This is a genomic window from Peribacillus simplex, assembly GCF_900156045.1.
Lineage (GTDB): Bacteria > Bacillota > Bacilli > Bacillales > DSM-1321 > Peribacillus > Peribacillus simplex_D.
This window is the reverse complement of sequence record NZ_FTMX01000004.1, coordinates 568,748-593,461: the sequence shown is the minus strand read 5'-3', so window position 1 is coordinate 593,461 and position 24,714 is coordinate 568,748. Positions and strand designations below refer to the sequence as shown.

At 39.8% G+C, this 24,714-nt stretch carries 21 protein-coding genes and 1 pseudogene; 4 read left to right on the top strand and 18 right to left on the bottom strand.

The genetic code is table 11. The features are described from left to right. Positions 1–1,694: 1,694 nt before the first annotated feature. Positions 1,695–2,567, bottom strand: a complete 873-nt coding sequence (locus tag BW986_RS17045; protein WP_076369034.1) for a LysR family transcriptional regulator — start codon at positions 2,565–2,567, stop codon at positions 1,695–1,697. A 110-nt stretch (positions 2,568–2,677) separates the two neighbouring features. Between BW986_RS17045 and BW986_RS17040 the strand changes: the two genes are divergently transcribed. Then, positions 2,678–3,550: a DMT family transporter gene (locus BW986_RS17040; RefSeq protein WP_076369033.1), complete on the top strand. Its 873-nt coding sequence runs from the start codon at positions 2,678–2,680 to the stop codon at positions 3,548–3,550. Positions 3,551–3,809: 259 nt separating this feature from the next. Here BW986_RS17040 and BW986_RS17035 read toward each other — a convergent pair whose 3' ends face one another. From BW986_RS17035 to BW986_RS17020, 3 genes and pseudogenes are all read right to left on the bottom strand, one after another. Further along, positions 3,810–4,130, bottom strand: coding sequence for a hypothetical protein (locus BW986_RS17035; RefSeq protein ID WP_076369032.1), 321 nt, complete (start codon positions 4,128–4,130; stop codon positions 3,810–3,812). A gap of 27 nt (positions 4,131–4,157) precedes the next feature. Then, positions 4,158–4,493: pseudogene (locus BW986_RS30785) on the bottom strand (C40 family peptidase). Between the two features lie 106 nt (positions 4,494–4,599). Beyond that, on the bottom strand, positions 4,600–6,651 hold the full coding sequence (locus tag BW986_RS17020) for a sigma-54 interaction domain-containing protein (protein ID WP_076369030.1): 2,052 nt from the start codon (positions 6,649–6,651) through the stop codon (positions 4,600–4,602). 289 nt (positions 6,652–6,940) lie between these two features. Here BW986_RS17020 and BW986_RS17015 point away from each other — a divergent pair, with 289 nt between their 5' ends. Beyond that, positions 6,941–8,362, top strand: a complete 1,422-nt coding sequence (locus BW986_RS17015; RefSeq protein WP_076369029.1) for a YfcC family protein — start codon at positions 6,941–6,943, stop codon at positions 8,360–8,362. Positions 8,363–8,398: 36 nt separating this feature from the next. After that, the gene (gene iadA, locus BW986_RS17010; RefSeq protein WP_076369028.1) at positions 8,399–9,577 is read left to right on the top strand and encodes a beta-aspartyl-peptidase; all 1,179 of its coding nucleotides are present in this window, start codon (positions 8,399–8,401) and stop codon (positions 9,575–9,577) included. A 641-nt stretch (positions 9,578–10,218) separates the two neighbouring features. On the opposite strand, the gene BW986_RS17005 is transcribed toward iadA, so the two are convergent. The 5 genes from BW986_RS17005 to BW986_RS16985 form a co-directional block, all read right to left on the bottom strand. Continuing rightward, positions 10,219–11,211: an NAD(P)/FAD-dependent oxidoreductase gene (locus BW986_RS17005; RefSeq protein WP_076369027.1), complete on the bottom strand. Its 993-nt coding sequence runs from the start codon at positions 11,209–11,211 to the stop codon at positions 10,219–10,221. Between the two features lie 240 nt (positions 11,212–11,451). Next, a complete protein-coding gene (locus BW986_RS17000) occupies positions 11,452–11,700 on the bottom strand; it encodes a ferredoxin (RefSeq protein ID WP_076369026.1) in 249 nt (82 codons plus the stop codon). 86 nt (positions 11,701–11,786) lie between these two features. Continuing rightward, complete coding sequence (locus BW986_RS16995) at positions 11,787–12,581, bottom strand: alpha/beta fold hydrolase (RefSeq protein WP_076369025.1); 795 nt, start codon at positions 12,579–12,581, stop codon at positions 11,787–11,789. A 243-nt stretch (positions 12,582–12,824) separates the two neighbouring features. Continuing rightward, on the bottom strand, positions 12,825–13,613 hold the full coding sequence (locus tag BW986_RS16990) for an SDR family NAD(P)-dependent oxidoreductase (protein WP_260320875.1): 789 nt from the start codon (positions 13,611–13,613) through the stop codon (positions 12,825–12,827). 367 nt (positions 13,614–13,980) lie between these two features. After that, the gene (locus tag BW986_RS16985) at positions 13,981–15,261 is read right to left on the bottom strand and encodes an MFS transporter (RefSeq protein ID WP_076369024.1); all 1,281 of its coding nucleotides are present in this window, start codon (positions 15,259–15,261) and stop codon (positions 13,981–13,983) included. A 707-nt stretch (positions 15,262–15,968) separates the two neighbouring features. Here BW986_RS16985 and BW986_RS16980 point away from each other — a divergent pair. Further along, positions 15,969–16,991 (top strand): NAD(P)H-dependent amine dehydrogenase family protein, encoded by a 1,023-nt coding sequence (locus tag BW986_RS16980; RefSeq protein ID WP_081395665.1) that lies wholly within the window; start codon positions 15,969–15,971, stop codon positions 16,989–16,991. 224 nt (positions 16,992–17,215) lie between these two features. On the opposite strand, the gene BW986_RS16975 is transcribed toward BW986_RS16980, so the two are convergent. From BW986_RS16975 to BW986_RS16930, 9 genes are all read right to left on the bottom strand, one after another. After that, positions 17,216–17,971, bottom strand: coding sequence for an IclR family transcriptional regulator (locus BW986_RS16975; protein WP_076369023.1), 756 nt, complete (start codon positions 17,969–17,971; stop codon positions 17,216–17,218). A 224-nt stretch (positions 17,972–18,195) separates the two neighbouring features. Further along, positions 18,196–19,923, bottom strand: coding sequence for a sensor histidine kinase (locus BW986_RS16970; protein ID WP_076369022.1), 1,728 nt, complete (start codon positions 19,921–19,923; stop codon positions 18,196–18,198). 23 nt (positions 19,924–19,946) lie between these two features. Then, positions 19,947–20,408 carry a GAF domain-containing protein gene (locus BW986_RS16965; protein WP_076369021.1) on the bottom strand — a complete coding sequence of 154 codons (462 nt, stop codon included), beginning with the start codon at positions 20,406–20,408 and terminating at the stop codon, positions 19,947–19,949. Then, complete coding sequence (locus BW986_RS16960; RefSeq protein ID WP_076369020.1) at positions 20,398–21,051, bottom strand: response regulator transcription factor; 654 nt, start codon at positions 21,049–21,051, stop codon at positions 20,398–20,400. Before BW986_RS16960 ends, BW986_RS16965 begins: the two co-directional genes overlap by 11 nt. A 98-nt stretch (positions 21,052–21,149) precedes the next feature. Beyond that, positions 21,150–21,800 carry a sensor histidine kinase gene (locus BW986_RS16955; RefSeq protein ID WP_076369019.1) on the bottom strand — a complete coding sequence of 217 codons (651 nt, stop codon included), beginning with the start codon at positions 21,798–21,800 and terminating at the stop codon, positions 21,150–21,152. 114 nt (positions 21,801–21,914) lie between these two features. Next, positions 21,915–23,420 (bottom strand): nitrate/nitrite transporter, encoded by a 1,506-nt coding sequence (locus BW986_RS16950; RefSeq protein WP_076369018.1) that lies wholly within the window; start codon positions 23,418–23,420, stop codon positions 21,915–21,917. Beyond that, positions 23,413–23,700, bottom strand: a complete 288-nt coding sequence (locus BW986_RS16945; RefSeq protein WP_076369017.1) for a hypothetical protein — start codon at positions 23,698–23,700, stop codon at positions 23,413–23,415. Before BW986_RS16945 ends, BW986_RS16950 begins: the two co-directional genes overlap by 8 nt. Then, positions 23,687–23,998: a hypothetical protein gene (locus BW986_RS16940; RefSeq protein WP_076369016.1), complete on the bottom strand. Its 312-nt coding sequence runs from the start codon at positions 23,996–23,998 to the stop codon at positions 23,687–23,689. Before BW986_RS16940 ends, BW986_RS16945 begins: the two co-directional genes overlap by 14 nt. A gap of 186 nt (positions 23,999–24,184) precedes the next feature. Next, positions 24,185–24,712 carry a QcrA and Rieske domain-containing protein gene (locus BW986_RS16930; protein WP_076369014.1) on the bottom strand — a complete coding sequence of 176 codons (528 nt, stop codon included), beginning with the start codon at positions 24,710–24,712 and terminating at the stop codon, positions 24,185–24,187. Positions 24,713–24,714 lie beyond the last annotated feature (2 nt).

Genomic DNA, 24,714 nt, shown 5'->3' with positions numbered 1-24,714 from the left:
CAGTACCCCTAGTCCTCCATGTAGTGTCATAGCTTCGCTTGTTATACGAGATCTACGTCCCAACCAGCCTCAAACATGTTTCTACAAGTAGGGGGAGGACAGTTTAGTTCACGGGATCGAGTCCCACGCACCCGTACGTCCTACCCTGGCTACTGATATAATAGATTCTATTAAAAAAAGGTCAACCAGTAAAAACTGGCTAACCTTATAATACGAACGCACCCGTTAGTTGAACAACTCCAGGGCTTATTTAAACTGTTCATAATTTCCTTTGGATTAGAGATACCGTTCTCAATAAAAATAGTTGCCTATCCTTAAACAATTTCATATAAGCTTCTTCAATCATATTTGAATTTAGATGGGCTACTAGGCATACATCCAATCCGAGCTTTGACCCTGAACATAAACTTGGATATAAGTCTATTTTCAATAAGGAGTGAACCTCGAATTATGGTATATACACGACAAATGCCATCTGCCCTGGGTCCCTGGGGTCTTCAAAATTGTTTGTATCGTTTTACCTACTTGTGGCTTAGAAACGGAGACAATTTCTGGTTTTATTTGACGACTGTCGGGGAATCAAGAGTTTATGGATATAGGTTTTTCGGCGGAAGATGGAATAATTATTCGGTTGCTTTAAGAGATATTGTTAACTTCCATTGTTCTCCTCCGACTCCAACTCTATATTAAAATACTGTGACTGACCCTCGTAATCGTATCGTTCAGTCTTACTTTAAAAGCGTCTGTGCTTTCGCATAATCAGAGATCGTTTTTTTGAATCGAATACTGTGATCACCAGATATCCGCCACCTGAATGTTCTCATCCATCATGTATAGAACATTAATCATTTCGGTTAGCGTTCTTCATACTGAGATTAGACTAAAATCCAAAACGAACATAAGTTTAATCCTGAGGCTGCGTTAAACTGCACTTTAGTGGATAAGAAAAAAACCGCCGCAGTGACAATCATCTTGTTCCCAAGCACCCGTTAGCCTACATTAAAAATTCAATTTGTTATTTATTCTAGGGTTGGTTAAAGTACTCCTTCTTCAACAAACCTGCCCCTTTAGTTTCATAAGAAAAATAGCCTTAAAGACAGTCCCGATCTTAGACTAACGCACCTGTTAACTTAATAAGTTCTACTATTATTAATTTCTTTTATTCAACTATAGGCTACGTAAGGCCTCTAGAATTTAAAAAGATAACCCTTAAAAAAGTTGTTTGATTTAGTGTTGTCAATCCACCTATAGGATATGGTAGCGAAGAAAATTATGAACATGCAATTGGTAATGATAAGAACCACGATTTGATTTTCTAATCTCTTATAGGGCGATTAACATAAGACCCCCCAAGAAGGCCATCATGGGGGGATAAAAATATACATATATAATTAGTTAACCGCTGATTCTTTTTCAACTGTTACATAGTTATAACCAAGATATTTTACAAATTCTTAAGTAATTAAGCCATTAAGCACATTTACACCGAACTTTAGTGATACTTTTTCCGTTACACCATTTTTGAAGCATTTGTTCCGTCAATACCACGGTCGATGATCGTCACTTTTTCCACGGCAAGCTCCAGGAACGCCTGCAATATATTACTTGTAATATTCAGATTAGTTCCTTAATAGCTCATCTTTTGATCACTCTTTTGCAACTTGTGAAATAGCATTTTATTAAAATTATCGTTCTTAAATAACTGAATCCGTTCCTTTCGCTACAATAAAGTCAATGAAATATCGACTTGTAATCGGTAAAATATTTTTCTCTTTATAAGCTATACTAATAGTCCGCATTACTTGAGGTTCAATCGATTTTGTTACAATATTATATTGTAAACGTTCTAATATTAATGAAGGCAAAATCGATAGACCTAGTTCCTGCTCAATCATGGACATAATGGCATAATCATCTTGTACACGATATTCGATTTTCGGTTCAAATTGGTGTCGATGAAATACATTTAGAGGTTCACTAACAGCTCCTTCATCTAATAAGATATAAGGTTCCTCTAATAATTCCTGTAATAGTACTTTATCACGCATTGCCAAATGATGGTTTGGTGGTAAACACGCAAGCATTTCATCTTGTTGAATAGGAATCATTTCGAGTTGTGTCACTGAATCTGGATTCACAAAGCCAAAATCCACTACCCCTTCTTTAATAAAATTTTCAATATCCGTATAATCACCTAAATGAATTTCAAATTGGACATTTGGATACAATATTTTAAATTCCTTCATCCATTGTGGTAACCAGTGACATGCCACACTCGAAAATGTTCCAATTCGAATAGTCCCTCGTTCTAACCCTTGCATTTCCTTTTTCTTTTCATGTAATTCTCTAATTGCATTACAAATACTTCTAATAAACGGTAAATATTGCTCTCCATCTGGTGTCAGTGTTACTCCTGTCCGTGAACGAATGATAAGCTGCGTTTCCAAGTCAGCTTCTACTGTATGAACAAGCTGACTGACAGCTGATTGCGTATAACCAAGTTGTTTTGCTGCACTTGTAAAACTACCCGTTTCAAGTACCGCAAGAAGTGCGAAATATGCATTCATGTTAATCACCTCTATATTAGTAAATCTAATAGTTTTATTAAAAACATTCGTTTCCCTAATAACAAAAGGGATGCTACGATTATACCACTTATATAGAGAGGGAGATTGACATGACACAAAAACAAGCTAATATTCTATTAGTCTTCGTTACAATGGGATGGGGTTCATCTTATATATTTACGAAGTTCAGCATAGGTGAAGTGCAGCCATTTATGCTTGTCGCATTTCGGTTTATTATTGCATTCATTGTAATGGCTCTATTGTTTTTTCAAAAAATACGGCACGTGCATCGGCAAACGATCCAAGCGAGTGCGATTTTAGGTACTATATTATGTGGTGTGTTTGCTACATTTGGCTTTGCAATGCAAACTACCAGTGCCTCAACAGCGGGGTTTTTAATTACGACAACTGTTATTTTTGTTCCTTTGATTATGATTGTCATTAAAAGGAGATTTCCAGTGCGTAAAGTTATGTTTGGCACTCTAATTACGTTCACAGGACTCACTTTGCTTTCATTGAAAGATTCATTCACTTTTGAAATAGGGATAATTTATTGTTTATTAACAGCCTTCTTATATGCCATCCATATTGTAGCAAATAATTATTTTGCACGAACTGTTGATGCCTTTCAGCTTGGAATTTTTCAGCTTGGGTTTACGGGGATACTGGGGCTAATTGCATCATTACTTTTTGAGCCATTTTCATGGCCGATAGGTGCTGTCAGTTGGGCAGCCATTGTCAGTTTAGCAATCATTTGCTCTGCTTTTGGATTTGTCGTTCAATCAATAGCGCAAAACTACACTACACCTGAAAATACTGGCTTTATCTTTTCGTTAGAACCAATTACCGCAGCAATTTTTGCCTTTCTATTTCTTGGTGAAAAGATGGTCATGCAAGAATATATTGGTGCAACGATTATTTTAATCGGTATTTTTGTTGCCAATCATACTCCGAAGAAAAGGATAATATATGGTATGGATTGAACGTCGCAATCATATAAAGGGTCCGAATATAAAAAAGTCCCTTATGAATTATTTTTCACGTCCAGTTAATTGACCAATGAACTCAACATCATCAACCTTCCAGCCTTGCTCTTTCACAAAAATGAGCGAAGTTTTAACGATAACCGTGTCGGTTGCAGCCACATGATTAAATTCAGTCTTAAGTTTTATTTCATTAAAAATTCAGCTTCCGTTTTAGAGGTCTGATATTCAAATGGCCTCAGGTCCATCATGGACGACTTCACAGAACTTCCGAATCCGGAAGTTCTGTTCCGGAAGGGTGGGTCGCTTTGAATCCTTGATCAGTCATGAATGGTTCAACCTTTTTATATCGTTCGGCAGTGGTTTGATAGGTGAAAAAGCTTTCGAGAAACTCACGATTCATCTTTAAGGCATCCGTGTTTTGAGTAGAGAATAGGGATTGAATCTGTTCTTCATAGTTCCCCTGGTTGGCTCTAACTTCTTGCAGCTGTGACCGCAAACCGAAAATGTACATAACCAAAGCAGCAGCGACCAATACCATCATTAAGCATAATGGATTTTTCTTTTGGGTTGGCTCCATGCCCTGCACCCTCATTTCTAGATCCGTCTAAAAACCTAGGAAGGGATATAAGTTTTTCCATTCTTCAACGGACGAATAAGAAGTACCACCACTGCTATTGGCATTGATAAATTGACCGTTCCCCACATACATGCCAACGTGCGAAGCCCCTTGGCTTATAGGTGGAGAAAAAAATGAGGTCATCCAGTTTTATTTTGTCTTCAGAAACCGGCTTTGTTTTGTTGTACTGCGATTGAGCTGTCCCGTACATATATCCATGCCTACCTGTGCAAAGGCATATTCCAGCAGCCCACTGCAGTCAAATCCTCCTACTGCTGGTGTCCTGCCTCCCCATACATAGGGTCGGCTGAGGTACTGTTTCATGATGTTATGGACTTCCTCTACATCAAAAGATTGCGAACCGTCCCCCATGACAACAACACTGCCATTTCCACTGTTGTAATATTGCATGACACGGTAATCTTAGTGACTAATTATATCCAGGCATAGCCTGCTTTGACTTAAGAAAATATAAATACTCCATACCCTCTGCAGTAATCTTAGTGCCGGCCCTTCCTCTGCCTTTGACGACGAATCCTTCGGTTTCCAAAATATCCAGGCGGCGACGGATTTGCTGAGGGGACAAAACAAAGCCCGATCCTTGACTCTGACCAGAAATCAGTTCTCTGCTTGCCGCTTTTCCTTTATCGTTGTATTGCTTGATTACTTCCAAGATGAAAGTGCGCTCCTGAATTTCCAGCATACTTTCACATACGGGATAATCTGCCGTAACACCGTCTTCCGCATGCCCGTGCATGAACGGAAGATCACTCTTCGTCACGACACTCCCCTCACAAACCGTCAGCATATAATCAATCGTGCTTTTAAGTTCCCTTATGTTGCCGGGCCATTCGTATTGCATGAAATACTCCAGAACGTCTTGCTCTACTTTTACCCACTTCCCGCTTTTTGTGATGAGATGCTTTATCAAAAGTGGAATATCCGCTCTTCTCTCTTTAAGTGACGGTATGTAAAGATTGAGTACATTCAAACGGTAAAACAAGTCTGTTCTGAATGAACCGTCCCGCATCTTATCATGAAGATTTTTATTCGTCGCGGTGATCACCCTAACATTTATGGGAATGATTCTCTTGCCGCCAATTCTGCGGATTTCACCCTCCTGAAGCACGCGAAGCAGATGGGATTGAACGGTGAGACTAATGTCACCAATTTCATCTAAAAAGATAGTCCCATTATCCGCCATTTCAAACAGTCCTTTCCTGCCTCCCCTTTGTGCTCCTGTAAATGCCCCTTCTTCGTAACCAAACAATTCACTTTCAAGTAAAGTTTCTGTTAAAGCGCTACAGTTGACCGCTAGAAACGGCCCATTCTTTCTCAATGAATGCTCATGAATCGCATGGGCAAACAGCTCTTTTCCTGTTCCTGTCTCTCCCTGGATCAAAATCGGATGCTCAGACAAGGCAAGCTTCTTGGCAATCTGCTTACGCTCTTTCATTACTTCATTCTCGCCGATAATATCTTCAAAGCGGTATTTTGAATAAAAGCCTTGATTGCGCATTTCTCTTTGTGCAGTCTTTTCTATTTCGAAGGCTTGATGCACGCTTTTGAAGGTTGCGACGATTGTATTTTCCTTCATCATTTGCAATCGGAAAATTACGACATCCACACCGTCTATGTTGAAGAACTTGTTTTCATCATTACTTTCCATGATGAAATCGATAATATCCCGGCGCTTCAATACATGCTCCAGATACTGATTAACCACATCTTTTGCATCAACATGGAATAATGCTGCAAGCTGGTTATTGAATACCGTTATCAGCCCTTCCTCGTTAACGACCAATATGCCGTCATCCACAGTCCCCAACACATTTTGGATATGATCGCTCATCTGCTTGGCATCACGCTCTGCATATAACAGCTTACGTTGTAATTCAATGATATTGCTAATATACCTTTCTGAAATCTTCGAGGATATATCCTTGTGTAAACCACAGTATTCTACAACGTCCAAAATTGTTGTTATATCGAAGAGGCGCACACCTATATCGATTACTTCTTTTATGTAAGAGGGACATAGGTGAGTTTCTCCTGGTGAAACGGCTATTTGGACATTCTCATAAAATAATATCCCCTTTTTGAAAGGGATAAATTGAACATGATCGACACCAAGCTGATATAAGGATTCAATAAGGTTTATAGTTGCATCGTCATCATCATTCACCAAAAGAACGGCCGAACCCGCTGGTATTCTTAATAGCTTGTCGATGTATTCATGATTAACCGTTCTCTTTCCCACGATTACTTTCTCAGGATTTACACTATATCTTCCCTCTTTCTTATCATAAGCGGCATCTGATGAATACAAGATAATTCCGTCTCCCAGAGAACGAGGTATTCCCTCATCGGTAGAATGGCTTTTGACATGCACATAGTCTCCAAGCAATTGTTCCAGTTGCTCCTGCAAGGCTTCCTTTGTTTTTGAGCTTCCCGCTATAAGTGTAAGTGAGGATTTTGACATAAAAAACACCTACCTGTCTTTAATTGGTACTATTATATCACCAAAAAGAACCAATAAAGACCTAAAACTTCAATTCAACCATTAAGTTTTCATAAAAATCAATTACCCCATATTGGCACAGTTTTTGCATTTATCTATATTGACATGGACGTCAGTTGACGTGTCAAAGGTTTTGAAAAGGAGGGAAACAGCAGAATACTAGAAAAACGGAAGATAGGCGAAAGGCCGGCAATATTTTGTAAGCATATTAGTTCCATGCACTCATTTTAAATACAAAGGAGAGACACTTATGAGCCGATTAGAAGAGAAAGCTGTTTTGCTGGAAACAGCGGGGGAAAAAGAGAGAAAAATCAATGTTTTTGTATTGCTGCTCTGCATTCTCGCAATAGCAACCCTATTTACTTACATTTTGCCGGCCGGGGAATATACACGGATCGAAGCAGATGGACGGACAACTGTTGACGCCACTTCTTTTAAATGGATAGAATCTGCACCAGTGGAATTGTTCGATATGATAAAAGCTATTCACACAGGAATGGTTGAAGCCGGTAATATCATCTTTTTCTTGTTGATTATTGGAGGGTTTTTCGGTGTTTTAAGAGCAACAGGGACGGTTGATGTGCTTATCGCCACTATGGCTCGGAAGTTGGCGACACGTGAAAAGCTATTAATTCCTGTCGTGATGTTGTTTTTTGCTGCAGGCGGCTCCTTAATGGGAATGGCGGAAGAAACACTAGCATATCTTCCTCTTATCATTCCGCTGGCGCTGGCTCTAGGATTCGATACAATTACAGGAACAGCCATCGTCATTGTTGGGGCATTGTCCGGGTTCACGACTGCCATCATGAATCCATTCACAGTAGGACTTGCGCAAGGAATTGCTGAATTGCCGATGTTCTCAGGAATAGGGTTGCGCCTTATTTTATTTTTTATCGTCTACCTTGTTTCCGTGCTTTATATCCATCGTTACGCAATGAAGGTAAAGAAAAATCCTTCCATCGGAATCTATGGAAAATATACAAAAGAAGAATCGAAAAAACTGCTGCAATCAAGCGTGAAGTTAACAGCGAGACATAAGTTCATCTTAGGCAGTTTCTTAATTAACTATATCGTCTTGGCGTTTGGAGTCATCAAGTTCCAATGGTACATGACAGAAATCGCTGCCTTATTCATTATATTGACAATTGTCATTGGAATCATCGGAAAATTGTCTGCGGATCACATCGTCAGCTCCTTTACCAATGGATCTGCAGCCTTGCTGGGCGGTGCTTTAATTATTGGCGTATCACGCGCCATTCTTGTTGTATTGAATGAGGGACATATCGTCGACCCTATGCTCCATCAAATATCTGAAGCTATTCAGCATATTCCGGCCTATTTAAGCGTTGCCGGCATGTACAGCTTCCAAACTCTCATTCATTTTATTCTAGCTTCCGGAACCGGTCATGCGATGTTGACCATGCCAATTATGGTCCCGCTCGCTGACTTATTGGATATTACACGTCAAACTGCAGTGTTGTCTTTCTCTTTTGCGGACGGAATTGGAAATATGATTTTCCCGACCGCTACCACCTTGATGGCGAGCTTGGCAATTGCAGGCATACCTTGGACAAAATGGGCGAAATGGATCCTGCCCCTGGTACTCATTCAATATCTCATCGGATTAATAGCCGTCATCATGGCTCACTTCATCGGATATGGTCCATTCTGATAAAAATCACGAATTAATTACAGGAGGAGAAACGCATTGCTAACTTTAATCAAAAATGGCGAGATATACTCACCCAATTACTTAGGACGGAAAGACGTTTTGATCACTAATGATAAAATTGCATTCATCGATGACAGAATCGAGATTCCTGACAACTTTGCTCCTATTCATATCATTGATGCTACCAATCTTTTAGTTGTTCCAGGTTTCATAGATTCACATGTTCATATTATTGGCGGAGGCGGTGAGGGCGGATTCAAAACCCGCACCCCCGAGCTGATGCTTACGGATATTACGACTTCCGGTATTACAACCCTGGTCGGCTTGCTCGGTACGGACGGAACTACTCGTAGAATGGAAAGCCTGCTTGCCAAGGCCCGGGCGCTTGAAGAAGAGGGTATTTCCTGCTTCATTCATACAGGTTCCTACCAAGTGCCAGTAAAAACATTGACAGGAAAAATCGAAGATGACCTTATTTTCATCGACAAAATCATCGGTGTCGGGGAGATTGCCATCTCCGACCATAGATCATCGGAACCCACTTTTGAAGAGTTGACCAAAATCGCCGCAGCGGCACGCAACGGCGGTATTCTCTCAGGAAAAGCAGGTATTTTAGAAGTTCATGTAGGAGACGGAGATGGCGAGCTCTCATTGTTACATGCAATTGCTGATAAAACCAACATTCCGATTCGGCAGCTCCATCCGACACATATCAACCGAAATGAAGAATTATTCAAGGCGGGAATTGATTACGCTAAGCGCGGCGGGTACGTAGACTTTACAACAAGCACCATTCCTCAGTTTCTGGATGAAGGCGAAGTGAAGTGCAGCATTGCCTTGCGGATGATGCTTGAAGAAGGGATACCAGTCGGACACATAACCTTCTCTTCTGACGGACAGGCCAGCCTTCCGTTTTTCAACAGCCATGGGGAGTATGCAGGCCTTCAAGTGGGAAAAGTATCTTCGCTATATCAGGAAGTGCGTGATTCAGTTTTAGAAGAAGGAATCCCCCTTGAAACGGCACTGAAGGTCATCACCACGAATCCCGCACAAGTGCTGAAACTATCAAACAAGGGCAGTATCCAAACCGGGAAGGATGCAGATATCGTACTATTGCAAAAGGAAACTTTGGCAATTAGCACTGTAATGGCAAGAGGACAAGTTATGGTAGAAAAGGGTGTTCCGTTGATAAAAGGAACATTTGAATTAGTTTAGATTAGATACCCGTTATCGAAAAATTACGAACCGTATTGTTTAAGATTTCGTATTAGGTATCACCTATCTTTAATTGGTCGGTATTTCCCAGAAATCCATTCTAGTTTAATCATATCCATTGCAATGGTAAAAAAGCATACTACTTGCCATTTTGAATATTTTGTTGTCCCGATCGATTCAGCAATCAATTATTCTTGCCATCATAGGGGCAATGGGATCTTATTTCACCAAAGGTAAAGCCGAACAGGCCACATGTCGTGGCAGAATAACCGGGGATTTTGTTAAAAAGCAAACTATTATTCACCATAAACAAGCACGCTCATTTCAATCTTTTACTTACATAGATTCATATTGTGAAGAATCGCTATAGGGGCGTTACTTAAACTAACCAAAAAGTCGAATTCCTAACCGTGAAGGAATTCGACTTTTATTTTTCAGTCATCTTATCCTGTCTCCTTTGCTGAACTATCAAACCTGTTAGTTCATTAGGCAACAAAACCTGTAAAGCCTCGATATCTGCTTTAAGTTTCATCTCCATTAAAATCAGGACTATCGAGACCCCTATCCATCACTTTTTATTTTGGAGTCTCGCTACGTGCTTTTTCATTCATTTCTTCAGAAAAGTCTTGTTGCCAAATATATCAACCAAATAAGGAAGTACTATGCAACGGCTGAACTTTCGCCATTGGATCAATATAGGCTTTGGCATTATTAACTGCCGTAGGACCCTCTCCAAATCCGGAAGCAATTAATTTAACCTTTCCATCATACGTACAAATATCCCCGGCCGCGTAAATGCCTGAAATGTTCGTTTCTTGTTTGGAATTAACGATAATTGCATTTTTATTGATGTTTAGACCCCATTCTTTAATCGCTCCAAGAGAAGAGACAAAGCCGTAATTAATAATTAAATCATCTACGTCAACCACTTCTTTTTGTTGAGTCTTTGTATGTTCTAAAACAATTTGAGTAATTTGATCTGCTCCAACCAGTTCGGAGGGAATAAAAGGTGTTTTGACCTCAACAGAGGAATTCACTAATTTTTCTACACTATGTTCATGGGCACGGAATTTATCTCTTCTGTGTATCAATGTTACCTTTTCAGCAATCGGCTCTAACATAAGGGCCCAATCAACAGCAGAATCCCCACCGCCTAGAATCGCCACTTTTCTTCCTTTAAATCGGTTCATATCATTCACGAAATAATGCAAATTCTTATTTTCGAACTGTGCTGAATCTTCCAATTCCAGTTTACGGGGTTGAAAGGCTCCATTTCCAGCAGTAATGATAACTGATTTAGAAAAATGAGTATCGAGGTTTGTGGTGATCTTAAATGTTCCGTCTGCTTGCTTTTCCATCTGTTCAACCGCTTCTTCAAGACAAATGGTTGGTTCGAATACTTTCATTTGTTCTTTTAAATTCTCTATCAATTCCTGCGCCCTTACTTTTGGAAATCCAGCTATATCATAAATGAATTTTTCGGGATAAAGAGCCGAAAGCTGTCCTCCCAATTGAGGAAGACTTTCTAGGATTTTTACCTTTGCTTGCCTCATTCCGCCATAGAACGCTGTAAACAAGCCAACTGGGCCGCCGCCAATAATTGTTATGTCATAGATCTTCTTATCTTCTGTCAATGTAATCACTCCTTGATTTTTCTAGGTTGGTTGTTCATACTGAACGTGATCTACAGGTGGTAAGGGATTGACTTGTAATGTTTCCACAAGTAATTCTTCCTTTTCCCCTCCTAATGATGGATAAGATCGGATAACTATCCACCTTTTCATAAGACAAACTAGTGACGTCAATTTCCCTAGTTTTAAAATCTATAAATCTATAATCTATACACACGCGCTCATTGATTTTATCTATAAATATTATTCAAATTTATTAGGGTTACCATCAAAGGATACTTGAGCCACTTTTATAGAATCGGTTGGACATCCTTCTGAAGCATCTATCAAATCTTCCTCGAGTTCTTCAGGTATGATCGCTGCCCCAACATTATTATCCAATATGACAAACGCAATACCTTCTTCATCGTAATCATAAATATCCGGAGCTGAAGCACCACAAGCTCCGCAAGCAATACAAGTTTCTTTATCCACGATTGTATAATTAGCCATTTTTCTATCTCTTCCTCTCTATAATCTAAACCCTACTTTTTACTAAGGCATTTATAGAAGCCTTAAGCAATCGAATTCGTTTTTCCTTACTCAATATCGTTCAAAAATTCCAAAATGCTCGAATTAAACTTTCCAGGATTCTCCTGATAACAAAGATGACCGCCTTCTGGAATTATCACTAGACGGGAGTTTATTAACTCTTCATGAATTGCTTCCGACTCCTTTATAGGAGTTACAGTATCCAACTCGCCACAAATTACAAGAACAGGAACATCTATATGAGATAACGATTCCATTTGATTTAGATGATAAAGTGAATATGCTACCGAACGATATCCTGCTGGTCTTATCTGTGTCATAATCTCTTTTACTCGTGTATGGACTTTTTCCGAAGCATGGGGGGAAAGAAGTGCTTGTATCCTCTTTTCCGCTATCTCCTCAGTAGAAAGGTTTCCAATTGAAAATAATCGATTTTTCAATTTCGTCTCGTTCTCTTCCGGGGTTAGAGCAGCAGCCCCTCTTGTCGAATCGGCCAATATTAATTTATTAATCTTATCAGGGTACAGGCAACAGTATTCTATCGCAATTGCCGCTCCCATTGAATGGCCGAGCAGATGGATTTTTTCCAACTTTAGCTGATCCATCATGCCGTTCAGAATACGCGCAAACTCTTTAAAATTTCTAAATTCTTCTGCTGGATCTGAACTTTCCCCATAACCCGGGGCATCCCATGCAATTACTGTATAATGCTCCTTTAATCCCTGGACCTGTTCCTTCCATGACTGTGAATTATTGCTCATACCATGTAATAAAACTAAAGGTTCTCCATTACCTTCTATTTCATAATGTATACTTAAATCTTCTACTTTTACGTACGGCATAATATCAGTCCCCCCTTATTTGTTTTTGGCATAACTTTGAACAATACAGTTTAGGAAAGCTGTAATGTCTTGAAATATATTTTCTTAAACTAGCAATTGATTTACTAAATTAATATTCGCCTGGAAAAAGCTTTCGTTTTGACTTGATTAAGAAAGTGCTTCCCTTCCTGAAGAAAGCAGGAAAATCGACATCCGTTCCCGTCTTACAACTTAACTTAAACAGTATTCAAAAATTGTTCCAGCTTAGCCAAGTCCTCGAACTGACAATCCGCCGTCGCTGGAAATGATTTCACCGGTGATCGCGCGTGATTCGTCAGAAGCTAACAGTACATACGCCGCAACGTGATCTTCCGGCATCTGGGCAAGTTGAAGAATATTCCGTTTTTTAATGCTGCTTGCTTTCGTATCATTATCGACGATTTTCACAAATGGGCGCAGCGGTGGAATCACCGTGAGTGCTGTCAATGTCCCCCCTGGGGCTACCGCATTTACCCGGATGGAAGGAGATAGTTCGAACGCAAGCTGGCGCATCAATCCAATTTGGGCGTGTTTGCTCGCTGTGTACCAAACACCGCCGCCATCTGGATAAAAACTTGCACCGGATACGGTAAAAATAATATTGCCATTTGTTTTTTTCAGTTCTTCAAGAGCGGCTTTAGCCCCGAAAAAAGAGCCTTTTACGTTAATGTTAAGAAGGAAATCATACGCTTCGGAAAGCGCCTCAGGAGTCACATCGGCAAATTTGGCAAATCCATCGAACACGCCGGCATTCGCAACGAAAACATCTAACTTTCCGAATTGCTTAACAGTAGCTTGGACCGCTTGCTCATTGTCTTCGTATTTGCTTACATCTCCCTGATAAGTAAGGATATTTTCACCAAATTCTTCTTTCATTTTCGCTAACGTGTCTATGGAGCGGCCGATAATGCTCACTTTTGCTCCTTCTTGTATAAAACGGCGTGTGACAGCTTCCCCTATTCCAGAAGCTCCCCCTGTAATCAATACGACTTTATCTTTTAAGGCCATGCCCATTGTCTCCACCCCTTCTGTTATCTTTCAAACGTGATGAACGGTTATCCTAAGATCCATTCAAGCATACGGTCATGTAAGCAAGTACATATTTTTCATAATGACTATATTTTGTTTTATATAAAAAACATCGTTTTTATATATAAACAATTCTAAAATGTAATCGCTTTATTGTCAATGTAAGCTGAAAAAAACTGAAGCCATCGTTCGGGAAAATATTGCTTGTTCTCTATCAATCCGTGGTTATTCTTATTCCTATGTACTCGTCAATGAGCATTCAAGATTTTTTTGTGGTTTCTCAGTAAGAATCTAGCTCCCCTTCTTACTGAGAAACCTACTAAAAAAAAGTATTATATTAACATTTTGCTCTTTATAAAGTTAGTTTGTTTCCTGTAGCATTACTTAGGTGATATTCGGTAACTTCTTGTTTAATCATAAACAAGTACGCCACAAACCCGAGAATGGCTGCTACGATCAGCATGGCAATGGAGGGACCAAAATCACCGCCGGACAAATCGCGGCTCCACCCCATAATATAGCTTGAAAATCCACCCATAATATTTGTGAACCCCATTAAACCGGCTGCGCGGCCCGCTGTTTCAGGTGTTGAAAATTTGATGATGAAGAAATTGGTTAGATGGAACATTCCACCCTGAGTTCCCATTGCGAGCCCCATGGAAACGCCGGCAAAAATAGGATTTGGTGCAATGACAGCGATTGTCAAAAATACAGCTGTCAGTATGAACAGAATCGTCGCAAGCAAACTCGGGCGCTTCGTTTTGTCCGCAAGAAATCCGCCAGCCAGGACAAATCCAAGCGCGAATAGCCACGATAATGAAGTAATGCCAGTCATTGCTTCCCTTTCAAAGCCTTTGGCCTCAACAAGATATGTAGGCAGCCAAATACTGATTCCAAAGAAAAGAAAGGACGACATCAAATTGCCGAACCAAACAATCCAATAACGATAATCCTTTGCGAAGAATTGCTTCGACTGAACAACATCCGCTTCGTCTTTTTGGCGAATATAGGAGACTTCTTCTTTACTCATGCGTGGATGTTCTTCTGGCGTATTACGAGTCAAAAACAGGAACATTGGAATATTTATAAACAAGTTAAAGGCGGCGAGAGCAAAGAACGCGGCCTGCCAATGAAACGTTGAAATAATTAGAATGAGCATAACGGTACCAATTGCCGGGCCAAGGTAGTTTCCAGTAATCCAGAATGACTGTGCCCTTCCAAGCTCTCGTTTATTAAACCAATTCGAGATGAATTTACCCGATATCGGGATCATCATACCTTCCCCAATTCCGAGGATGACCCTACTAATTAAGAACATTTCGTATGAAGTGGACAGCCCTCCCATGACCATTGTCGCTGTCCATACCAGTAAACCTAAAACTGCTGTTTTCCTTGCCCCTAACTTGTCGATAATAACTCCCCAAAAAATGTTCGAACAGGAGTATGAAATCATGAATATAAAGGAGATCAAGCCAATTTTCGCATTTTTATCCGGGCCAGTTAAACCAAGATCACTTAAGAATCCGGGATCGGTTTGGATAACAGAGATACCTACTTTATCAATCTGGCCGAAAAACCAGAAGAAAAAAATAGGAATCGCAATGTACAACCATCTTTTTTGACCTTGTAACATGTTATTTCCCCCTTATAATAGGCTCTTTTGAATGCGCTTTCATGATTTCGATAAAGAAAATGTCTACCATCCTATCAAACTTCATCAACTCCCCCTTTCAAAAAATAACAGCAACTATTGTTTTATATAAAAAACAGCGTTACCGATATTTAATGTTATATTGAATTTTCATAATAGTCAATAATATTCAGATTAATATTTTTCTACAGAAAAAGTAGTTTTATATACAAAAAACTAAATTAGGTGTTGTTTTCATCGAAACAACACCTTAACCGATCCTTAGGTAAGCAACTCAATAATTTTTTTAAAAACTTCATTAACCGAAGCGAGAAAATGTCCATCATGCCCAAAATCTAGGGATGCTACGGACTGAAGATCTACCTAGTTGTCCGTTTAAGCAAAAGGTTTTAACTGGGAACAGTATGGCTTTTTCTCCAAAGGGGTAACCTTGGATTCCTGTCCAACACCACAGCATATGCTGCTGCCGCTCGAGGTGAATAAAGCATATGATTCGTCAACCGCAATTCCACAACCTCTGCGATGGGTATCCTCAAAATTGAAGTATGATTCTCCACAATATCACCTCATTCATTGCCGTATATCCTTTTATAACGATTCTTTATACATATATAAAAATTAACTATTTTTATTATTTATCACTCGATGTTAGCATTTTGTTATAAGTTATTTGAAAGGATGAGAGATGAATGACTATGCAAATTTCTGAATTCGCAGTATTCGGGCTGGGTCCCATCGGAATTGAAATTCTACGCAGTGCTTATCAAACGAATCCTCAATCGATTATCGGTGTTGTCGATATTGATCCCGAAAAGGCAGGAAAGGATATTGGCTTACTAATAAATGAAAAGGAAACGAACAAGTATGTAGTCTCCCATATACAGGAAGTAAATAATGAATCTGACCATCCTATTGCCCTACATGCAACCGGTTCCAACGCACAACAAGTTTGGCCCCAGATCAAGGAGCTTCTAGATCACGGCTTTTCAGTGGTTTCCACCTGTGAACAGCTTTCCTTCCCTTGGCATCGCTACCCTTTACTTTCAAAGGAAATAGATGATTATGCCAAAGCAAAAGGCCTTAGTGTCATTGGGACCGGAATCAATCCAGGTTACATCATGGATACTATGGCCATTTCTTTTACAACAGTATTGACCACGGTTAACCAAATCAGGGTCAATCGCAAAGTTGATGTTTCGAAAAGGCGCCTCCCCTTACAAAAAAAGGTCGGAATCGGGCTGACCAGAGAAGAGTTTGAATTTTTAGCTGAACGGAATAAAATTGGGCATGTAGGACTTGAGGAGTCTGTTAGGTTAATCGCTTATGGGCTGAATTGGGAACTTTCAAGTGTTATCAATACCATTGAACCAACGATTGCAAGCGAAAATATGACCGTTCCGCTAACCACTATAAAACCAGGGGATGTTAATGGGCTTCATCAAATCTCAACGGGCAAGACCGTGGACGGAAAGGAAATTTCCTTGGATTTAACGATGTCTGCAGGTATTAAACAAGAAGATGAAATTGTTATTGATGGGAACGAAACCCAAAGGTTGATTGTTCCCAACGGAATTTTTGGAGATACCGCAACCGCTGCGATGATTATCAATACCGCTAAGCAAATTGATGCCCTCCGTAAACCAGGTTTACTTACAATGGCTGACATCGGGGTGCCGAGAAATATAAATCAATCTGACTTTGTGCATATTTAATGGCTAACCAAAAATCTTGCCTAAGTCTTACTTTATTAGAAAAGGTGAACCCCCATATGGTTCACCTTTTCGTCCTGGCCAGATAGTATTGCATTGCATACCAACATGCCAAAAAACCACCATATGCGGCGGTTCTGTTTCCTACATATAGAATCCACTATCTTATGTACATATCTTATTTTAGGAAAATATATTCCGAAAATGACATGATTTTTCCATTTTCATTAATGTGTTTGAGAACCCAGTTTCACGGAAATGGCCTTGGCGGCTTTCGTTACTTTGTCAATCAATTCAGGCAAGCGATCTTCCTGAAATCTTGCTTCAATCCCAGCCACACTAATACCGGCTACTATTTGACCTTTACCATTGAGTATCGGTGCACTCACCGCTTTTGTATAATCCTCAAGTTCAGATGAAGTTATCGTGTAACCATCCAATCTCGCTTCATCCAAAGCATGACGGAGTTTAGTTTTATCCGTTATCGTTCCAATGGCAATTTGGTTTAATTGAACGCTTCCCAAATAATTTTCCCGCTCTTCTTCTGGCAAATATGCTAAGATGATTCGAGAATCGCCAGCGTACAATGGCGAACGTCTTCCAATGGATGTATATAGGCGAACAGGATGCAGGGTGTCCACCTTTTCAATATACATCGCTTCATCCTTATCCCTCACAATTAAATTCACTGCTTCTTCAACATCATCCCGAAGGTCTTTCATGATGGGATAGGCGATAGACCTAATATCCAAACGCTCCCCTACCAGTTGGCCAAACTGCAGGAATATCAGTCCAAGTGAATAATGGCCATCATCGTCTTTTGTTAAAAACCCCATTTCCTCCAATGATCCCACCATTCGGTGTAACGACGTTTTCGGCAAATTAGAAAGTTCCATCATTTCATTAAATGTCAGTTTCGGATGATTTATGAAAAGGGTTAGGATTTGCATGGATTTCACGACGGTTTTGTTATGTGCCTGCATACATTGTCTCCTTTCATGATACATGTTTTCCTTAACTATCATTCTATTATAAAACATGAAAGAAAGGATGTAATGCAATATAACCGTATTCATTGTTTTTTCGTAAATGCTCTGACTGTATTCTCATTTCCTTCTTTATTTTGATCGTGATCGAATCATTTTAACACCCTGCGAGTTTTCATATTAAGAGGATTAATTTCTTCATCATTACGAAAACCAATTCACTATAAAGGCATTTTCAATATTACTTTTGTCCCTTTCCCTTCACCAGAATGAAGAATAAGGTTTCCGCCGGAAGCTCTGGCTCTTTCCTCCATACTGAATAAGCCTACTCCGCGGGTAACTTTTTCTATATCAAAGCCCTTTCCTTTATCTTCTATTTCCACACGAACTTCTTCCTCTATTTCCCGGATCGTCACTGTAGCATCTTCGGTTTGAGCATATTTCCTTATGTTTGTTAATGCTTCTTGAATAATACGGTAAATGGTAATTTCTTTGTTTGTATTCATACGACAATTCAAATAGCAGTCAAAATGGACCTTTATATGATGATGCTCTGAGAATTGCACTAATAAAGAGCGGATCGCAGGGAACAGACCAAGATCATCAAGTACGGATGGCCTTAATTCCCAGGATAGATGCCGGAGTGCTTCGATAATTTCGGTCGTTTCATCCTGCATCTGATCTAACAGGGGATGGTCCATTTCTGTCTGCAGCCTGTTAATCGTTATGAGGTGGCTGTATAAGTTTTGTCCGATATCATCATGAAGCTCCCGGGAAATGCGTTTTCTTTCTTCTTCCTGCACATCAATGATTTTCCCGGTCATTTTCTGAATCTCTTCTTCTGCAAGCTTGCGCTGGGTCACTTCATGACGAATCGCTAAATACTGGTAAGGTTTATTGAACTCATCAAGAAATGGAACGATTGTCGTATCCACCCAATAGTAAGTTCCATCCTTGGTCTTATTTTTAATCTCGCCTTTCCATACTTCCCCTGCTGATATTGTTTTCCAAAGATTGTTGAAAAACTCTCTCGAATGAAATCCCGAGTTAATAATTCGATGATCCTGTCCGATCAGCTCTTCTTTGGAAAACTTTGAAATCCAGCAAAATTGATCATTGACATATTTGATCGTCCCTCTTTGATCGGTTATTGCCACAATTGAGGAAGAATCCAAAGCAAATTGAAAATCGGCCATTTTATTAACGGATTTCCCTAATTCCTCCAAAACTCGTTTATATTCGGTGATTTCCTTCCGGATTGCCAGGTATTTATAAGGGTTCCCGTTTTCATTTAAGAAAGGGACAATTGTGGTATCCACCCAATAATAAGTTCCATCCTTCGCTTTGTTCTTAATTTCACCCCGCCATACTCTTCCTGATGAAATTGTACGCCAAAGATCTTGCATAAATCGCTTTGAATGAAAACCTGAATTGATAATTCGGTGGTCCTTCCCAATAAGCTCTGCTGCTGAATATTTGGATACCTCACAAAATTTCTTATTCAAGTATATTATCATGCCCTTTTCATCCGTAAATGCAACAATTGTTGATTCATCAAGTGCGTAACTTAAATCAACCAGCTCATTTATCGGATAGGATTGCTGCTGGTTAATCCGTGATTGGTCTTTCACTTTATGGACCACGATTAAAGAATAGAGCTCATTCGCAAGCTGAAAGGAGTTCACCCTGAAAAATAGCGAAAAAGCATGACCATCCCGGTGAATTCCAAAATGGTGGATAATTTCCCCTTCCCCACTTGACTGAAGGTTTACCCCTGGTATAAGATTCAGGAGATTTTCCCCATTCAATTCATGTTGTTCATAACCAAAGCTTTCATATACTTGTTGATTCGCAAAAGAGATGACTCCTGATTCATTGACAAGGATTGTCGCATCGCTAGATCCAGGAGTAATCCCTTTATTCATTTCCAAATGTTTATTCAAGTCCATACATAATCCTCCTTGTTGCCATGTTAAATCGAGCTGTTCATTTCCTTTTCCAATTTTTTCGCTGCATCAAGGATCGTATGCTGGTCACTTTCAGAAATAGGCTGATCCGTTCGTTTACCTACTAATAATACCCCTTTTGGAACACCTTTAAAATGAATGGGAACTGCGAAGGCACAATTGAGATTTTCCGCAAGCATGATGGGATATTCCAAGGCTTTGCCGTGAATATTATTTGGAAAGCCCTCGATTTTCATCGGCCTCCCCGTTGATATGACCTTACCTGCTATTCCTTTTCCATATCGAACAGTTATCCTTTTGTATTTATCATTGCTGTTTCCGGCGGCATAATGCCAGCTTATGTCAGGACCTTTACTGTTTTGTAAAGCAAGGCCTACAAAGTCACAGTTCATTTCTTCTAATGCATGTTCACACGCTTCTTTAAACGTTTGACCCTCTTTCGATTTACTGCCCCCGCTAAATTCCATACCCTAATAACCCCTTTTTTAAAGCGAATGCAACAAGTTCATGCCTTGTTTTCATCTTGAGCTTTTCCATTAGGTTTCCTTTATGGCTTTCAACCGTTTTCACGCTTATGACAAGCTGTCCGGCAATCTCTTTATTGGAAAACCCTTTCGCTATCAAGGTCAGTACCTCTTTTTCCCGGTCAGACAACAGATTGAAAGAATCAGCGGCCCCCTGCTTCACACTGCCTAAGTATTCTTCCATTACCCTTTTTGTTGCAGATGGATGAAGGTAAGCATTTCCGTTCGCTAAAGATCGGATGGCTACCAATAATTCTTCATGGGGTGCGCTTTTTAAAATACAGCCTGAAGCCCCCGCTTGAATGGTTCTGAACAAATATTCATCATCATCATGCATGGTAAGTATTAATATGGCTACCTCAGGCATTAGTTTTTTTAGTTCGGAAGTCGCCGATAAGCCATCTTTCCCATGAGGCATGCTTAAATCCATGACTATCACATTAGGCTGAAGCTCTAGTGCTCGTTGTATTCCCTCGTTCCCGTCTGAAGCTTCCCCTATCACTTCCATATCCGCATGATTGTTTAATAGCATCTTTAAGCCCATCCTTACAACGGCGTGATCATCGCAAAGCAAAATTTTTATCAAAGCAGCTCCCCCTTAGCTTTGTTCGTATTTCTATCGTTATAAATGAATATGAAACAACAATGGGGATTGCAAAATTCGCAAACCCCTTGTTTAGCATTTTAATATAATGGCAGAGAAATCTCTATAGAAGTTCCGTCATCTATTTTTGAAACAATGGTACAATTTCCGCCAATCAAATGCATTCTTTCACACATGGCAGCAAGCCCGCTCAACTTATTCATAGCGGCTTCAACCTCAAACCCTTTCCCTGAATCTTTAATCATAATCAATAACCTGCTTTTTTCCCATTTAAATATCATACATGCCTTCGTTGTGTCAGCATACCTTGCTATATTCACCAATGCTTCTTGGCAGACCCTGAAAAGTGTAATGCTAACTCTATCAGAGATTTGCGATTCAATCCCATGGTTCTCCAGCTCAACCTCAAGGCCGTAGGTTGAAGTGTATAATTTTATGTAGCTTTTTATCGCTGAAATAAGCCCAAGAGTTGTAAGTGTAGGCGGATGCAATTCTACAGCCAAATGCCTGATTTCTTGAATTGTCTTTTCCAATAATAGATTCAGATCACCTGCATAGCTTTTCATGGCAGGCTGTTCGATTGCCGTTTCAATGAGCTGCATTCCGGAAAAGAGACTGGAAAGGGACTGCCCCACTCCTTCATGAAGCTCCATGGCAATTCTTTTAATTTCTTCTTCATGTGTTTGTATGATATAAGAACTGAGGTTGTTTTTGAGTGGCTGAGTATTCATTCCCACCCTCCTTCTTCGATTGTCGCTGATTATTGGCCATTCAATTAGAATTTCTGGTTCTTGAAAACTCCCATTCAGCCTTCAAATCCAATGTTGTCATGTACACAGTTCATTTTATGCCTTTTTCATTCTATGACTTGAAATGTCACTAAACATTCCTGCATATTGAACGACATCCCCTGCATCATTCTTTATCGAACTAATGGTCAGCCATTGTAGGTATTGCTGTCCATCCTTTCGGCTATTCCAGATTTCACCTTGCCAGAACCCATTTATCTCAATGGATTTCCACAAATCTTCATAAAAAGTTTGAGGCTGTCTACCTGACTTAAGTATACTAGGGTTCTTCCCTATTACTTCATTTTCCTGATAACCCGTAATACTGCAAAACGAAGGGTTTACAGAAATGATCTTGCCGGAGGTATCGGTAATAAGAATCCCTTCTATTGTATGATCAATCACTTCTTTGGCAAGCCCCATTTTGCCTTGGAAATACATCCAGACAACTAAAATCAAACTTGCAAGGGCAACTTCTGACAATGCCATGAACCCGATTGCATAATGTCCTGTGATATTGAATAACAAGGATAAAATTAATGGTGGAAAAAAACCTCCCAAACCGCCCATTGCGGAAACAATACCATTTACAATACCAGCCTGCTTTTGGAAATACATGGGCACCAGTTTAAAAATGACACCATTTCCCATTCCCGCACATAGGGCAATACTCAAACAACCAAAAGTGTACCAGCCAATCGATGGAGCAAAGGATAAAATCATCGCTGAAACCGTATACACTCCGAAAACGAACATGAGTAGAATGAGGGAATGAAAGCGATCTGCAAGCCATCCGCCAATTGGTCTCATTAGGGTAGCAAGAACAATAAAGCCTGCTGTCCTCAAACCGGCGTCAACTTTATCCAATCCAAAGTTCGCTACAAGAAAATTTGGCAGATAGATAGTAAATGCAACAAAAGAACCGAATGTTATAAAGTAGAATAAACTTAGCAGCCATAGTTTTTCATTTTTGTAGACACTCTTCACTTGTTCTAAAAGCGGTGTTTTTACTTTCAGCTCTTTTTTATCCCCTAACAGAAAGTTACCTGCGATAAAGACCGCCAATATCACAAGATAAAGCTGTACAGTTGTTGACCAACCAAAATTTTCAGCTACAACGGGTGCTGCAAAAGCCGATACCGCTGTTCCAAGGTTCCCTGCACCGTAAATGCCGTTTACAAAGCCATGACGTTCCTTTGGATAGTACTTGGGTAAAGAGGTTACTCCAACAGAGAATACGGCTCCTCCTATACCAAGGAAAAGTCCTCCAATCAACAAATCGGCAAGGGATTCGGCAATACTGATATAATAAACAGGGAACAATAGTAAAATAAAGCTAATCAGGAAAATTTTCCTTGCCCCGAACTGATTGGCGTAAAAGCCAAGGGGGATGCGAAGTACTGATCCCAAAATAACAGGAACGGCTGTCACCAGTGCAAGCTGACCTTCCGGTATAGCAATATCTTCTTTAATAAAAGGCATTAGAGAAGAAATTAATACCCACACCATAAATCCTACTACTAAGTTTAAAGTCTGTAATGGGAGCTGTATTTTCCTAATCATTCTGATCACACTCTCTTCTAATTACATATTGTAAACCCGTGCTTTCGTCAAAAGCTGACCACTCATTTTTGTTTTTAGCCATTTTGCATGCCAAAGGGACTGCGAAAAAATTATGGTTGTCAAAATATATCCGTAGATGTGTCTTGTCAGGACAAAGCTCCACCTTAACAATCGTTTTAGAAACGAAAGGAGCTTTACCCTGGCCATCATCATCTAAGATGGCTACACTTGCTTTTTCCGATATTAATGGTTGTATATCTTCTATTTTAATGTGTTCCACAGGTATTGCATCCTCTCTTTGCCGTGTAAACATTCATTTGAAAACCCTGCAAATATTCCCAGAATGTATCTTCTGCATGATTCTCGATAAATTCAATTGTTTCCACTATAGACTCCCAATTGCTCATTCCCTTTACTTCTGCAACTACAATATCGGCCCCATCTATTGACTTTTCATCTAAATACCAGTTAAGACGGACATCTTTAAATAGGTCTGAAAGGAGCTTATCGATTTCAGCAGCAAAATTTCCAGATGCTTCTTTTACAAAACAAAAATCAAAGTATGTTTCACTGTTCATTTGGTTCACGCCTTTTCGTTTTTTGTTTTTTTATACGTAAATAACGCTAAGGGAAACACCACTATGTTTAATCCCCCAAATATTAAAACATTTACATAATTTTCATAATAATATTGGTGAACCATGAATTGGGTAAATACAATATTCATCATCAAGAAGGCACAAAGTAACGCTACACCAATAAACTTAAGCCTCATAACGCTTCACCCTTACTGCGTATACCGCCCCATTTTCCACTTTCACCTGAATCTCAGGCAGCGGCCTTCTTGGCGGCCCCGCTGTTGGAACACCTGTTTCAACATCAAATTTCCCATGATGGCAAGGACAGATCATCTCTCCCTCTTCCTTCACCCAGAAAACTGGGCAGCGAAGATGTGTGCATGCATTTTGATATGCTACGTATTTCTTTTCTGACAATCTGATTAAAATGGCATCATCATGATCACCTGGAAATTTAAAATTCATTGCCTCACCAATTGCAAGTTTGCTTACATCTGTAATTTTTTTGTGAGGATACTCCTTCTCCCCAAGCCCCATCAATTCTTTAGCCGCCACCGCCCCCCAAGGGAGGGAGGAAATGGCGAATACGCCAGCAGCACCCACCATTGTTTTCATGAACCCACGCCTGTCAAGCTTTCTTTCATTATTCCGTTCAATATTATGAGTATAATTATCTTCATTAAAGGGAATTTTATTATTTTTATCTGACGGCATCT

What these genes read in the sequence shown, in the direction of transcription:
- BW986_RS17045 (WP_076369034.1), bottom strand. Translation starts at nt 2,567, where the DNA reads ATGAATGCATATTTCGCACTTCTTGCGGTACTTGAAACGGGTAGTTTT.
- BW986_RS17040 (WP_076369033.1), top strand. Translation starts at nt 2,678, where the DNA reads ATGACACAAAAACAAGCTAATATTCTATTAGTCTTCGTTACAATGGGA.
- BW986_RS17035 (WP_076369032.1), bottom strand. Translation starts at nt 4,130, where the DNA reads ATGGAGCCAACCCAAAAGAAAAATCCATTATGCTTAATGATGGTATTG.
- BW986_RS17020 (WP_076369030.1), bottom strand. Translation starts at nt 6,651, where the DNA reads ATGTCAAAATCCTCACTTACACTTATAGCGGGAAGCTCAAAAACAAAG.
- BW986_RS17015 (WP_076369029.1), top strand. Translation starts at nt 6,941, where the DNA reads ATGAGCCGATTAGAAGAGAAAGCTGTTTTGCTGGAAACAGCGGGGGAA.
- BW986_RS17000 (WP_076369026.1), bottom strand. Translation starts at nt 11,700, where the DNA reads ATGGCTAATTATACAATCGTGGATAAAGAAACTTGTATTGCTTGCGGA.
- BW986_RS16995 (WP_076369025.1), bottom strand. Translation starts at nt 12,581, where the DNA reads ATGCCGTACGTAAAAGTAGAAGATTTAAGTATACATTATGAAATAGAA.
- BW986_RS16990 (WP_260320875.1), bottom strand. Translation starts at nt 13,613, where the DNA reads ATGGGCATGGCCTTAAAAGATAAAGTCGTATTGATTACAGGGGGAGCT.
- BW986_RS16985 (WP_076369024.1), bottom strand. Translation starts at nt 15,261, where the DNA reads ATGTTACAAGGTCAAAAAAGATGGTTGTACATTGCGATTCCTATTTTT.
- BW986_RS16980 (WP_081395665.1), top strand. Translation starts at nt 15,969, where the DNA reads ATGACTATGCAAATTTCTGAATTCGCAGTATTCGGGCTGGGTCCCATC.
- BW986_RS16975 (WP_076369023.1), bottom strand. Translation starts at nt 17,971, where the DNA reads ATGCAGGCACATAACAAAACCGTCGTGAAATCCATGCAAATCCTAACC.
- BW986_RS16970 (WP_076369022.1), bottom strand. Translation starts at nt 19,923, where the DNA reads ATGGACTTGAATAAACATTTGGAAATGAATAAAGGGATTACTCCTGGA.
- BW986_RS16965 (WP_076369021.1), bottom strand. Translation starts at nt 20,408, where the DNA reads ATGGAATTTAGCGGGGGCAGTAAATCGAAAGAGGGTCAAACGTTTAAA.
- BW986_RS16955 (WP_076369019.1), bottom strand. Translation starts at nt 21,800, where the DNA reads ATGAATACTCAGCCACTCAAAAACAACCTCAGTTCTTATATCATACAA.
- BW986_RS16950 (WP_076369018.1), bottom strand. Translation starts at nt 23,420, where the DNA reads ATGATTAGGAAAATACAGCTCCCATTACAGACTTTAAACTTAGTAGTA.
- BW986_RS16940 (WP_076369016.1), bottom strand. Translation starts at nt 23,998, where the DNA reads ATGAACAGTGAAACATACTTTGATTTTTGTTTTGTAAAAGAAGCATCT.
- BW986_RS16930 (WP_076369014.1), bottom strand. Translation starts at nt 24,712, where the DNA reads ATGCCGTCAGATAAAAATAATAAAATTCCCTTTAATGAAGATAATTAT.